General features: G+C 61.5%; 16 protein-coding genes. All 16 read left to right on the top strand.

Going from position 1 to position 11,531, the window contains the following annotated elements:
* Window positions 1–733 (top strand): ParA family protein (locus VFF99_RS16795; RefSeq protein ID WP_325019906.1); only part of this gene is annotated, 733 nt, incomplete at its 5' end.
* A 9-nt stretch (window positions 734–742) separates the two neighbouring features.
* Window positions 743–1,627 (top strand): ParB/RepB/Spo0J family partition protein, encoded by an 885-nt coding sequence (locus VFF99_RS16790; RefSeq protein ID WP_325019904.1) that lies wholly within the window; start codon window positions 743–745, stop codon window positions 1,625–1,627.
* Window positions 1,624–2,169 carry an alpha/beta hydrolase gene (locus tag VFF99_RS16785; protein WP_325019903.1) on the top strand — a complete coding sequence of 182 codons (546 nt, stop codon included), beginning with the start codon at window positions 1,624–1,626 and terminating at the stop codon, window positions 2,167–2,169. The genes VFF99_RS16790 and VFF99_RS16785 overlap by 4 nt, the downstream gene beginning before the upstream one ends.
* Before the next feature lie 218 nt (window positions 2,170–2,387).
* Window positions 2,388–2,726, top strand: a complete 339-nt coding sequence (locus VFF99_RS16780; RefSeq protein ID WP_325019901.1) for an ATP synthase subunit I — start codon at window positions 2,388–2,390, stop codon at window positions 2,724–2,726.
* A gap of 1 nt (window position 2,727) precedes the next feature.
* On the top strand, window positions 2,728–3,549 hold the full coding sequence (gene atpB / locus VFF99_RS16775) for a F0F1 ATP synthase subunit A (protein ID WP_325019899.1): 822 nt from the start codon (window positions 2,728–2,730) through the stop codon (window positions 3,547–3,549).
* Between the two features lie 80 nt (window positions 3,550–3,629).
* Window positions 3,630–3,875 carry a F0F1 ATP synthase subunit C gene (gene atpE / locus VFF99_RS16770; protein ID WP_088710626.1) on the top strand — a complete coding sequence of 82 codons (246 nt, stop codon included), beginning with the start codon at window positions 3,630–3,632 and terminating at the stop codon, window positions 3,873–3,875.
* 75 nt (window positions 3,876–3,950) lie between these two features.
* Window positions 3,951–4,421 (top strand): F0F1 ATP synthase subunit B, encoded by a 471-nt coding sequence (locus tag VFF99_RS16765; protein WP_325019897.1) that lies wholly within the window; start codon window positions 3,951–3,953, stop codon window positions 4,419–4,421.
* A gap of 2 nt (window positions 4,422–4,423) precedes the next feature.
* Window positions 4,424–4,957 (top strand): F0F1 ATP synthase subunit delta, encoded by a 534-nt coding sequence (locus VFF99_RS16760; RefSeq protein ID WP_325019895.1) that lies wholly within the window; start codon window positions 4,424–4,426, stop codon window positions 4,955–4,957.
* A 54-nt stretch (window positions 4,958–5,011) separates the two neighbouring features.
* Window positions 5,012–6,547 (top strand): F0F1 ATP synthase subunit alpha, encoded by a 1,536-nt coding sequence (gene atpA, locus VFF99_RS16755; RefSeq protein ID WP_325019893.1) that lies wholly within the window; start codon window positions 5,012–5,014, stop codon window positions 6,545–6,547.
* 27 nt (window positions 6,548–6,574) lie between these two features.
* Entirely contained in the window at window positions 6,575–7,444 is an 870-nt protein-coding gene (atpG, locus tag VFF99_RS16750; RefSeq protein ID WP_325019891.1) for a F0F1 ATP synthase subunit gamma, read from the top strand.
* Between the two features lie 33 nt (window positions 7,445–7,477).
* Complete coding sequence (atpD, locus tag VFF99_RS16745) at window positions 7,478–8,875, top strand: F0F1 ATP synthase subunit beta (RefSeq protein ID WP_325019889.1); 1,398 nt, start codon at window positions 7,478–7,480, stop codon at window positions 8,873–8,875.
* Window positions 8,876–8,992: 117 nt separating this feature from the next.
* On the top strand, window positions 8,993–9,415 hold the full coding sequence (locus tag VFF99_RS16740; RefSeq protein WP_325019887.1) for a F0F1 ATP synthase subunit epsilon: 423 nt from the start codon (window positions 8,993–8,995) through the stop codon (window positions 9,413–9,415).
* 111 nt (window positions 9,416–9,526) lie between these two features.
* Window positions 9,527–9,967, top strand: coding sequence for a CoA-binding protein (locus tag VFF99_RS16735; protein WP_325019885.1), 441 nt, complete (start codon window positions 9,527–9,529; stop codon window positions 9,965–9,967).
* A gap of 21 nt (window positions 9,968–9,988) precedes the next feature.
* The gene (locus VFF99_RS16730; protein ID WP_325019883.1) at window positions 9,989–10,720 is read left to right on the top strand and encodes an SGNH/GDSL hydrolase family protein; all 732 of its coding nucleotides are present in this window, start codon (window positions 9,989–9,991) and stop codon (window positions 10,718–10,720) included.
* Between the two features lie 49 nt (window positions 10,721–10,769).
* The gene (locus VFF99_RS16725; protein ID WP_325019882.1) at window positions 10,770–11,264 is read left to right on the top strand and encodes a hypothetical protein; all 495 of its coding nucleotides are present in this window, start codon (window positions 10,770–10,772) and stop codon (window positions 11,262–11,264) included.
* 86 nt (window positions 11,265–11,350) lie between these two features.
* Window positions 11,351–11,531 (top strand): uroporphyrinogen decarboxylase family protein (locus tag VFF99_RS16720; protein ID WP_325019880.1); only part of this gene is annotated, 181 nt, incomplete at its 3' end.

Raw genomic sequence — 11,531 nt, 5'->3', positions numbered from 1 at the left:
CGTCGGCAAGACGACAACGGCAGTCAACCTCGCAGCCGGTCTCTCGAAAATCAATCAGCGCGTGCTGCTGGTCGACCTCGACCCGCAAGGCAATGCCACGATGGGTGCCGGCATCAACAAGGCCGAGCTGCAGAGCTCCGTTTATGAAGTGCTGCTCGGCCTGGCCGACGTCCCAACTGCGCGCAAGGCATCCGAAACCGGCGGCTTCGATGTGCTGCCCGCGAACCGTGAATTGGCCGGCGCCGAAGTAGAAATGGTCGAACTCGAGAACCGCGAGAAGCGCCTGAAGGATGCCATCAATGCCGTCGCGCACGAATACGATTTCGTGCTGATCGACTGCCCGCCCGCGCTCTCGATGCTCACGCTCAACGGCCTCTGCGCGGCGCACGGCGTGATCATCCCGATGCAGTGCGAGTACTATGCGCTCGAAGGTTTGTCGGACCTGGTCAACACGATCAAGAAAGTGCACGGCAAGCTCAATACCGACCTCAAGATCATCGGCCTCTTGCGCGTGATGTTCGATCCGCGCATGACGCTCTCGCAGCAGGTCTCCGCGCAACTCGAGCAACACTTCGGCGACAAGGTCTTCAAGACCATCATCCCGCGCAACGTGCGCCTCGCCGAGGCGCCTTCCTACGGCATGCCCGGCGTCACCTTCGATCCCGCATCGAAGGGCGCGCAAGCCTATATCGCGTTCGGCGCCGAGATGGTCGAGCGCATCAAATCCATGTAAGGCAGCACTATGGCACTGAAGAAAACCAAGGGACTCGGCCGCGGCCTCGACGCACTGCTCGGCGGCTCATCCGACATCGAGGAAGCGGTACCGACGGTGGCAGGCTCGCCGTCGACGCTCAAGGTCGCACAGATGCAGGCGGGCAAATACCAGCCGCGCACCCGCATGGATGAAGGCGCCTTGCAGGAGCTGGCCGCATCGATCAAGGCCCAGGGCCTGATGCAGCCGATCCTGGTTCGCCCGGTCAATGGCGACGGCCGCTATGAAATCATTGCCGGCGAGCGCCGCTTCCGCGCCGCGCAGATCGCCGGCCTAAGTGAAGTGCCGGTGCTGGTGAAGGATGTCGACGACCAGGCCGCCGCGGCCATGGCGCTGATCGAAAACATCCAGCGCGAAGACCTCAACCCGCTGGAAGAAGCGCAAGGCATCCACCGCCTGATCACCGATTTCGACTTCACGCACGAACAAGCGGCCGGCGCCGTCGGCCGTTCGCGCAGCGCGGTGTCCAACCTGCTGCGCCTGCTGAACCTTGCCAAGCCGGTGCAGACTATGCTCATGGCCGGCGACATCGACATGGGCCATGCGCGTGCATTGCTGGCGGTAGACTCCGCCACGCAGATCACCCTCGCCAACCAGATCGTCGCCAAGCGCATGTCGGTGCGCGAGGCCGAGAAACTCGTGGTGAAGGCCACCACCGAACAATCCGGTGCGAAGTCGCGCGCAGCGAAGGAAAAGTCGCGCGACCTCGCCCGCCTCGAAGAAGAGCTGTCCGACATGCTCGCGACGCAGGTTGTGATCAAGGTCGGGGCCAAGAACAAGGGTCAGCTCATCGTCGACTTTGCCAACCTCGACGCGCTCGATGAACTGATCGCGAAACTGCGCGCCGGCCAATGACGACCACCATCCTCATTCACCCCGGCCTGTTCAATTCTGGCGAGGGACACTGGCAGACCCTCTGGGAAGCCGACCTGCCCGGCGCGCACCGTGTGCAGCAGCGCGACTGGGAACAGCCGGTCCGCAGCGAATGGGTGGACACGCTGGATGCGGCGATCCGAAACGCCCCCGGCCCCGTCGTCCTCGCCGCGCACAGCCTTGGGTGCGCGACCGCCGCCTGGTGGGCCGTCACCCATGGCGCCGCACCACACGCCGCGAAGCTGAAGGGCGCACTACTCGTCGCGCCGCCCGATGTGGAACGCTCCGATTTCCCCGCCTTCGTCACCGGCTTCACGCCGATGCCGCAGATCCGCCTGCCGTTCAAGGCGGTGGTCGTCGCCTCCAGCAACGACCCTTGGTGCGAGCAGCCGAAGGCAAAGGCCTGGGCCGAAGCATGGGGCGCGCACTTCCATGACCTCGGACCGCGCGGGCACATCAATGCCGAGAGCGGACTGGGCGACTGGGGGCAAGGACGCAACTGGCTGTACAGCCTTGCAAGCTGAGGGCAAAGGGATGCACCCCGGCGGTGCATGCAGGGGCGCGATACCGTAGTTTTACGGTAGCTCCTTGTCGGATTTCCGCCCGTCAAAGGTTTGACGGTCCTTGTGGAAAACACTTATAATCCCGTGGTTTCACAAGACGCACCACCAAGAAATACCGCGGCCCGTCTCGAGTGCTTTCAAAAGTAGAAAGCCCACGGATTGCACCAAAGCGGACCACTATGCTACGCGTCGTCCTCCTGCAGTTTTTGACCACGGTCATCACCGGACTGATTGCCGGCCTGATCGGAGGATGGCACGCGCTGTTGTCAGCGCTTCTTGGCGGCTTGTGCTGTGTTGTGCCAAACGGCTTGTTTGCCTTGCGTTTGTTTATCAACGCGCGCAAGCCGGGGGCTGTCAACCCGATGACTTTTTTCATCGGCGAATTTATCAAGATTGCATTGACTGTCGCGCTGCTTGGCGCGGTGGTATGGCTGTACCGCGATTTGAACTGGCTGGCGCTACTCGCTGCCTTCATCGTGGCGCTGAAGAGTTACATCATCTTAATATTTAGGCACTGACATGGCATCCACCGGACACGCTCCTACTCCATCAGAATACATAGTCCACCACCTCGGACACCTCTCCACCAAGCACCAGGACAAGATCGTCGATTTCTCGATCATCAACATGGACACGATGTTCTGGTCCATCGCGATGGGCGTGGTCGGCTGCTTCCTGATGTGGCTGGCTGCACGCAAGGCGACCTCCGGCGTGCCGGGCCGTTTCCAGGCTTTCGTTGAAATGGTTGTCGAGATGGTCGAAGACCAGTCCAAGGCCATCGTCCACGGCGACCGCCGCTTCATCGCCCCGCTGGCGCTGACGGTCTTCGTCTGGGTCGCGCTGATGAACTCGCTGGACTTCCTGCCGGTGGATATGTTCGCCGCACTGTTCTCGCTGTTCGGCCTTGAAAACGTGTTCCCGTACCACCGCGTGGTGCCGACCGCCGACCTCAACGGCACCCTGGGCATGGCCCTCGGCGTGCTGGCCGTCGTGATCTACTACAACATCAAGATCAAGGGCATGGGCGGCTGGTTGCACGAGTGGCTGGCAGCACCGTTCGGCATTTGGATGGCGCCGTTCAACGTCCTGCTGAACGCGATCGAATATGTGGCCCGTACCGTTTCGCTGGGCATGCGACTCTTCGGCAACATGTACGCAGGCGAACTGCTGTTCCTGCTGATCGCACTGCTCGGCTCGATGGCAACCGCATTCGGTTTCATCGGCCACGTGATCGCCGGCTCGATGTGGGCAATCTTCCACATCCTGATCGTGCTGCTGCAGGCGTTCATCTTCATGATGCTGACGCTCGTGTACATCGGCCAGGCCCACGAAGCCCACTAAAGAATCCTCAGGATAGTAGTAAGTAAAGAAGTTTGTTTTTTAGTTTTTGTTTTTAACCTTAACCTTTTGAAGGAACTCTCATGACTGACATTTCTTTTGTTGCTTTGGCTTGCGGTCTCATCATCGGCCTGGGCGCTATCGGCGCATGTATCGGTATCGCCATCATGGGCGGCAAGTACCTCGAAGCATCCGCACGTCAGCCTGAACTGATGAACACCCTGCAGACCAAGATGTTCCTGCTGGCTGGTCTGATCGACGCAGCGTTCCTGATCGGTGTTGGTATCGCCATGCTGTTTGCTTTCGCAAACCCGTTCATCGCGAAGTAATCAGCCTATCGCTGAATTTCCCGCAGCCGGACCGATCCCAGGTTCGGCTCTCGTTATTCTGAGAAGGAAAACACCGTGAACTTAAATGCAACCTTGTTTGCGCAGTTCGTGGTCTTCTTCGTCCTCGCGTGGTTCACGATGAAGTTCGTGTGGCCGCCGCTGATGAAGGCGCTCGACGAGCGCGCCGAGAAGATCGCGAGCGGCCTGGCAGCCGCCGACCGGGGCAAAGCAGAAATGGCCGAAGCCGCCAAGCGCGCGCAGGCTGAACTCTCTTCCGCCCGCGACGAAGGCCAGAAGCGCATCATCGACGCCGAAAAGCGCGCCCAATCGATCATCGACGACGCCAAGAAAGCCGCATCCGAAGAAGCAGCACGCATTGTCGCCGCTGCCAAAGCCGATGCAGAACAGCAAGTTACTCGTGCACGCGACGAACTGCGTGCCCAGGTCGCGACTCTCGCGGTCAAGGGCGCCGAGCAGATCCTCAAGCGTGAGGTGAACGCAGCGGCCCACGCCGACCTGCTGAACCAACTGAAGACCGAGCTGTAATCATGGCCGAACTCGCAACGATTGCTCGTCCTTACGCCGAAGCACTGTTCCGTGTAGCCAAGTCCGGCAACCTGGCCGCCTGGTCCGACCTCGTGTCGGAAATGGCGGCCGTTGCCGCTCTCCCCGACGTCAAGTCTTTCGCCAGCAATCCGAAGATCTCGGATCGGCAGGTATCGGAAACGTTCTTGTCGCTGTTGAAGTCCAATGTCTCCCCCGAAGCGAAAAACTTCGTCGGGATGCTGGTCGAAAACGGTCGACTCGCACTGCTGCCCGAAATCGCCGCGCAATTCTTTGCATTGAAGAATGCATCCGAAGGCGCCGCAGATGCGGAAATCACGAGCGCGTTTGCGCTGACTGACGCTCAGGTGAAAGACCTGGTGGCGACGCTGGAAAAGAAATTCGGCCGCAAGCTGAACCCGACCGTGACGGTGGACAGCGCGCTGATCGGTGGCGTGCGCGTCACCGTTGGCGACGAAGTGCTCGACACTTCCGTCCGCGCCAAGCTGCAGAAGATGTACGTAGCCCTCGCGTCGTGATCGCGGCCATGCTCACGCTGGCGTAAGCAGAGATTAAAAAATTTAGGAGTTAACATGCAACTCAACCCGTCTGAAATCAGCGAACTGATCAAGAGCCGGATTCAAGGCCTTGGCGACACCGCTGAGATTCGCAATCAGGGCACGGTGATTTCCGTGACCGACGGTATCTGCCGCATCCACGGTCTTTCCGACGCGATGCAGGGCGAGATGCTGGAATTCCCGGGCAACACCTTCGGTCTGGCGCTGAACCTCGAGCGCGACTCCGTCGGCGCCGTTATCCTGGGCGAGTACGAACACATTTCCGAAGGCGACACCGTCAAGTGCACCGGCCGCGTGCTGGAAGTGCCGGTTGGTCCGGAACTGGTTGGCCGCGTGGTCAACGCACTGGGCCAGCCGATCGACGGCAAGGGCCCGATCAATGCCAAGCTGACCGACGTGATCGAAAAGGTTGCGCCGGGCGTTATTGCACGCCAGTCCGTGTCCCAGCCGATGCAGACCGGCCTCAAGGCAATCGACTCCATGGTGCCGATCGGCCGTGGCCAGCGCGAGCTGATCATCGGCGACCGTCAGACCGGCAAGTCGGCCGTCGCGGTTGATGCCATCATCAACCAGAAGGGCCAGAACATGACGTGTATCTACGTCGCGATCGGCCAGAAGGCATCGACGGTCAAGAACATCGTGCGCGCTCTCGAGCAGCACGGCGCGATGGACTACACCATCGTTGTTGCCGCCAACGCTTCCGAATCCGCCGCGATGCAGTACATCGCCGCCTACTCCGGCTGCTCCATGGGCGAATACTTCCGCGACCGCGGCCAGGATGCACTGATTATTTATGACGACCTGTCCAAGCAGGCAGTCGCCTACCGTCAGGTTTCCCTGCTGCTGCGCCGTCCGCCGGGCCGCGAAGCCTATCCGGGCGACGTGTTCTATCTCCACTCCCGTCTGCTCGAGCGTGCAGCGCGCGTGAACCCCGACTACGTCGAAGCGTTCACCAAGGGTGAAGTGAAGGGCCAGACCGGTTCGCTGACCGCACTGCCGATCATCGAAACCCAGGCAGGCGACGTTTCCGCGTTCGTTCCGACCAACGTGATTTCCATTACCGACGGCCAGATCTTCCTGGAGACCTCGCTGTTCAACGCCGGTATCCGTCCCGCGATCAACGCAGGTATCTCGGTGTCCCGCGTCGGTGGTGCTGCTCAGACCAAGGTCATCAAGGGCCTGTCCGGCGGTATTCGTACCGACCTGGCGCAGTACCGTGAACTGGCCGCGTTCGCGCAGTTCGCTTCTGACCTCGACGAAGCCACCCGCAAGCAGCTCGACCGCGGCGCACGCGTGACCGAACTGCTGAAGCAGCCGCAGTACTCGCCGCTGCCGATCTCGCTGATGGCCGTGTCGCTGTTCGCAGTGAACAAGGGCTACTTCGACGACATCGACGTCAAGAAGGTGCTGGCGTTCGAATCCGGACTGCACAACTTCATGAAGACGAGCCACGGCGCCCTGCTGCAGAAGATTGAAGACACCAAGCAACTCGACAAGGACGGCGAAGCCGAACTTGCCGCCGCGATTGCCGCCTTCAAGAAAACTTTCTGATCACTGGGGCTGAAGGAGTAAATACTCATGGCTGCAGGCAAAGAGATACGCGGCAAGATCAAGAGCGTAGAGAACACGAAGAAGATCACCAAGGCGATGGAAATGGTCGCCGCATCCAAGATGCGCAAGGCGCAGGACCGGATGCGTTCGGCCCGTCCCTACAGTGACAAGATTCGTAATATCGCCGCTCACTTGGCGCAGGCCAACCCGGAGTACACGCATCCCTTCCTGGTCAAGCAGGACACGGCAAAGACGGTGGGCATCATCGTCGTCACGACCGACAAGGGTCTGTGCGGCGGCATGAACACCAACGTGCTGCGTCAGGTGACCAACAAGGTGCGCGAGCTCGAAGGTCAGGGCAAGAAGGTTGAAGCAGTCGCAATCGGCAACAAGGGTCTCGGTTTCCTGAACCGTATCGGTGGCAAGGTGGTGTCGCAGGCCGTCGGCCTCGGCGACACGCCGCACCTGGACAAGCTGATCGGCCCCGTCAAGGTGCTGCTCGATGCGTACCAGGAAGGCAAGCTGGATGCGGTCTACCTGTTCTACACCAAGTTCATCAACACGATGAAGCAGGAACCGATGATGGACCAGTTGCTGCCGCTGTCGGCAGAGCGTATGGAAGCGGACAAGAATTCGCACTCGTGGGATTACCTCTACGAGCCGGATGCCCAGTCCGTGATCGACGAACTGCTGGTGCGATATGTCGAAGCGCTGATTTATCAGGCCGTTGCAGAAAACATGGCGTCTGAACAGTCGGCGCGGATGGTGGCGATGAAGGCTGCTTCCGATAACGCAGGTAACGTGATCAGCGAGTTGAAGCTTGTGTACAACAAGACTCGCCAGGCTGCGATTACCAAGGAACTGTCCGAGATCGTCGCCGGTGCGGCTGCGGTTTAACTAAAAGAATCTACTTATATTGAAGGAACGAAAATGGCTGAAGGCAAAATCGTTCAGTGTATCGGCGCAGTGGTTGACGTGGAATTCCCGCGCAACGCGATGCCCAAGGTTTACGATGCGCTGAAGATGGAAGGCTCCGCGCTGACCCTCGAAGTGCAGCAGCAGCTTGGCGACGGCGTCGTCCGTACCATTGCGCTGGGCTCTTCCGACGGTCTGCGTCGCGGCATGCTCATCAAGAACACCGGCGCACCGATCTCGGTGCCGGTCGGTCCGGCAACCCTGGGCCGCATCATGGACGTGCTGGGCAACCCGATCGACGAGCGCGGTCCGGTGAACGCGGCACAAACCGCATCGATCCACCGCAAGGCTCCGGCCTACGACGAGCTGTCCCCGTCGCAGGAACTGCTGGAAACCGGCATTAAGGTGATTGACCTGGTCTGCCCGTTCGCCAAGGGCGGTAAGGTCGGTCTGTTCGGCGGTGCAGGTGTGGGCAAGACCGTGAACATGATGGAACTCATCAACAACATCGCGAAGGCACACTCGGGTCTGTCCGTGTTCGCCGGCGTGGGTGAGCGTACCCGTGAAGGTAACGACTTCTACCACGAAATGGCTGACTCCAAGGTCGTTGACCTGGACAACCTGGCCAACTCGAAGGTGTCGATGGTGTACGGCCAGATGAACGAGCCGCCGGGCAACCGTCTGCGCGTGGCGCTGACCGGTCTGACCATCGCCGAATCCTTCCGTGACGAAGGCCGTGACGTTCTGTTCTTCGTGGATAACATCTACCGTTACACCCTGGCCGGTACCGAAGTGTCCGCACTGCTGGGCCGTATGCCTTCCGCGGTGGGTTACCAGCCGACGCTGGCCGAAGAAATGGGCCGTCTGCAAGAGCGCATCACCTCGACCAAGACGGGTTCGATCACCTCCATCCAGGCCGTGTACGTCCCTGCTGATGACTTGACCGACCCGTCCCCGGCAACCACCTTCGCCCACCTCGACTCCACCGTCGTGTTGTCGCGTGACATCGCTGCACTGGGTATCTACCCCGCAGTGGACCCGCTCGACTCGACCTCGCGTCAGCTGGACCCGAACGTCGTCGGCGCCGAGCACTACGAGACCGCGCGCGCCGTCCAGGGCACCCTGCAGCGCTACAAGGAACTGCGCGACATCATCGCGATTCTGGGCATGGACGAACTGGCGCCGGAAGACAAGCTGGTCGTGGCACGCGCTCGCAAGATGCAGCGTTTCCTGTCCCAGCCGTTCCACGTTGCTGAAGTGTTCACCGGCTCCCCGGGCAAGTACGTTCCGCTGAAGGAAACGATCAAGGGCTTCAAGATGATCGCTTCCGGCGAACTCGATCACCTGCCGGAGCAGGCGTTCTACATGGTCGGCACGATCGAGGAAGCAATCGAAAAGGCCAAGAAGATCTAAGTCGTGCGCGGTGCAGTGCGCCGCAGCCGGGCAGGGCACAGGGTAGCGTGCCTCGCCTGACTGCAGCGGACTGCAAGCAACCGGTCTGGACTTCAGACGAACAACAAAGGTTCTAACATGGCACAAACTATCCACGTAGACGTCGTCTCCGCCGAAGAGGAAATCTTCGCCGGCGAAGCCGAATTCGTCGCGTTGCCGGGTGAGGCAGGTGAACTGGGTATCTATCCCCAGCACACCCCGCTGATCACGCGCATCAGGCCGGGTGCGGTGCGCATCAAGGTGCCGGGCCAGGCGGACGAGGAATTCGTATTCGTCGCGGGCGGTATCCTCGAAGTGCAACCGAACGTCGTCACCGTGCTGGCCGATACCGCCATCCGCGGTCACGACCTGGACGAGGCGAAAGCGGCCGAAGCGAAGAAACTGGCTGAAGAAGCGCTGGCCAACCGCGAGTCGGAAATCGACTACGCCAAGGCACAGGCGGAACTGGCTGCGGCAGTTGCGCAGCTGGCAGCGATCGAAAAGCTCCGTCGTAAGCGCTAAGCAAGCGTTAGGCAAGGCAGGCAGTACAATGAAAAGGCAGCTTCGGCTGCCTTTTTTATTGGCATTCCGCCGGGCCGGCCAGACCGGCAGATATCCATCACAGGAATTGGAATGGACGAAGGAATGGACGAAGAACAGCGCATCCGCGGCATCCTTGCCGAAAGCAAGACGATTGCCGTCGTCGGCCTGTCCGCAAGGACGGATCGCCCAAGTCATGAAGTGGCGCAATACCTGCAGGCCCACGGCTATCGTATCCTTCCGGTGAACCCCGCGTACGCAGGTACTCACATCCTTGGACATCCTTGCCATGCGTCACTGACCGAGGCGAATGCGGCGATACGGAAGGAAGGCGGTCGGATCGATGTGGTCGACTGCTTCCGCAAGTCGGCGGAAGTCGGCGCGGCCGTCGACGAGGCAATCGCCATCGGTGCTCGCGCCGTATGGATGCAGCTCGGCGTCGTCGACGATGCGGCCGCCGCCCGCGCCGAGAAAGCAGGGCTTGCCGTTGTGATGGATAAGTGCATCAAGATCGAACACATGCAGCTGCGCTGAAGCGCCCCGACAAGGATCAGGATGCGTCGCTATCTGCCGGAATTGGTCGCCTTCCCCATGCTGCCCTTGCTGATTGCGCAGGGGAAGTACACGCGCCGCGTCACCCCGCGCCTGCCGGAAGCCGGCGGACCGCTTGAAGGCCTGTGCGGTGGGGCCTATGCCGGTACGCCCTTGTCCCTGCTGACCGTGGGCGAATCCCCGGTCGCTGGCGTCGGCGTCGGCACGCATGACGAAGCGATCACCGGCCAGCTCGCGCAAGCGATGGCCGAGGCGATGCAAAGGCCGGTGGCCTGGCGCGCCTGCGGCAAGAACGGCGTGACGGCGCGCGAGGCGCTGGAAACCGTGATCCCCGCCATTCCGCCCGCGCCCGTCGACGTCGCGCTGGTCGCCTTCGGCGTCAACGACACGACGGCGTTCCGCCCGGTCGCGCACTGGGAGCGCGACCTGCGGCAGGTCCTGCAGGCCGTGGAGCAGCGTTGCCGGCCCGGCCTCATCCTGCTCTCCGGCGTGCCGCCGCTGCGCCATTTTCCCGCACTGCCGCAGCCGCTGCGCTGGATCATGGGCCTGAAGGCGAGCGTACTGGATCGTGCTGCACAGGAAATCGCCGGCGAGTGCGGACATGTCTGTCACGTCCCGCTCGCCCTCGACACGACAGACCGCGCCATGATGGCCTCGGACGGCTATCATCCCTCCGCCAAGGGCTGCACTGCCTGGGCCGGCCTGCTGGCCGCGGCGGTCGCCGCCCGCAGATGATTCCTGACGTAAATAACGGTAGCATAGAGCGACTACCTGAGAGGTTGTCATGGAATTCCTGCTCAATCCCGATTTCTGGGAAGTCGCCAGCTTCATCGTCACCGTGTTCGGCTTGCCGTTCGCGATCTTCCTGTTCCTCTTCGAACAGCGCAAGGAGCGCGACGCCGAGGACGAGGAAGCCTACCAGCTGCTGCAGGATGCGTACCACGATTTCCTGAAGATCGTTCTCGTCCATCCCGACCTCAAGCTGCGCACCACGACCTCCACGCCGGACCTGACCGACGAGCAGCGCGAGCGCATGCTGATCATCTTCGAAATGCTGATCGCCCTGTTCGAGCGCGCCTACATCGTGTCCTACGAACCGGACATGAAGGGCGTGGCCCTGCGGCGTTGGCACTCGTGGGATGACTACATGCGCGAGTGGTGCCAGCGGGAAGACTTCTACTTCCTCCTGCCCCAGCTCCTGCGCGGCGAAGACCCCGACTTCGCTGCCTACATCCGGCGCATCGCCGACCAGGAGCAGCGCGGCCGCCTCGCGCCCTGAACCCGCCGCCCATGCCAACAGGAAACATGCTCTTGGCCCCGGAGCGGCGGCATCGGCGATAATGGCGGATTCGTGAAAGGCTTTCCATGTCATCCAAGTTCGCCCCCCTCCAGAACGACACCTTCCTGCGCGCGCTGCTGCGCCAGCCCACCGACTACACGCCGCTGTGGCTGATGCGCCAGGCCGGCCGCTACCTGCCGGAATACTGCGCCACGCGCAAGCGTGCCGGCTCCTTCCTCGGGCTGGCCAAGAACCCGGACTTCGCCA

It is taken from the genome of Noviherbaspirillum sp. (assembly GCF_035654295.1).
In the GTDB taxonomy this organism is placed as follows: Bacteria; Pseudomonadota; Gammaproteobacteria; order Burkholderiales; family Burkholderiaceae_D; genus Noviherbaspirillum.
Note: the sequence above shows the minus strand (reverse complement) of the source record. Positions and strands in the feature narration are given on the sequence as shown.

What these genes read in the sequence shown, in the direction of transcription:
- atpA (WP_325019893.1), top strand. Translation starts at nt 5,012, where the DNA reads ATGCAACTCAACCCGTCTGAAATCAGCGAACTGATCAAGAGCCGGATT.
- VFF99_RS16785 (WP_325019903.1), top strand. Translation starts at nt 1,624, where the DNA reads ATGACGACCACCATCCTCATTCACCCCGGCCTGTTCAATTCTGGCGAG.
- VFF99_RS16725 (WP_325019882.1), top strand. Translation starts at nt 10,770, where the DNA reads ATGGAATTCCTGCTCAATCCCGATTTCTGGGAAGTCGCCAGCTTCATC.
- atpB (WP_325019899.1), top strand. Translation starts at nt 2,728, where the DNA reads ATGGCATCCACCGGACACGCTCCTACTCCATCAGAATACATAGTCCAC.
- VFF99_RS16740 (WP_325019887.1), top strand. Translation starts at nt 8,993, where the DNA reads ATGGCACAAACTATCCACGTAGACGTCGTCTCCGCCGAAGAGGAAATC.
- VFF99_RS16735 (WP_325019885.1), top strand. Translation starts at nt 9,527, where the DNA reads ATGGACGAAGGAATGGACGAAGAACAGCGCATCCGCGGCATCCTTGCC.
- VFF99_RS16730 (WP_325019883.1), top strand. Translation starts at nt 9,989, where the DNA reads ATGCGTCGCTATCTGCCGGAATTGGTCGCCTTCCCCATGCTGCCCTTG.
- VFF99_RS16760 (WP_325019895.1), top strand. Translation starts at nt 4,424, where the DNA reads ATGGCCGAACTCGCAACGATTGCTCGTCCTTACGCCGAAGCACTGTTC.
- atpG (WP_325019891.1), top strand. Translation starts at nt 6,575, where the DNA reads ATGGCTGCAGGCAAAGAGATACGCGGCAAGATCAAGAGCGTAGAGAAC.
- VFF99_RS16780 (WP_325019901.1), top strand. Translation starts at nt 2,388, where the DNA reads ATGCTACGCGTCGTCCTCCTGCAGTTTTTGACCACGGTCATCACCGGA.
- atpE (WP_088710626.1), top strand. Translation starts at nt 3,630, where the DNA reads ATGACTGACATTTCTTTTGTTGCTTTGGCTTGCGGTCTCATCATCGGC.
- VFF99_RS16790 (WP_325019904.1), top strand. Translation starts at nt 743, where the DNA reads ATGGCACTGAAGAAAACCAAGGGACTCGGCCGCGGCCTCGACGCACTG.
- atpD (WP_325019889.1), top strand. Translation starts at nt 7,478, where the DNA reads ATGGCTGAAGGCAAAATCGTTCAGTGTATCGGCGCAGTGGTTGACGTG.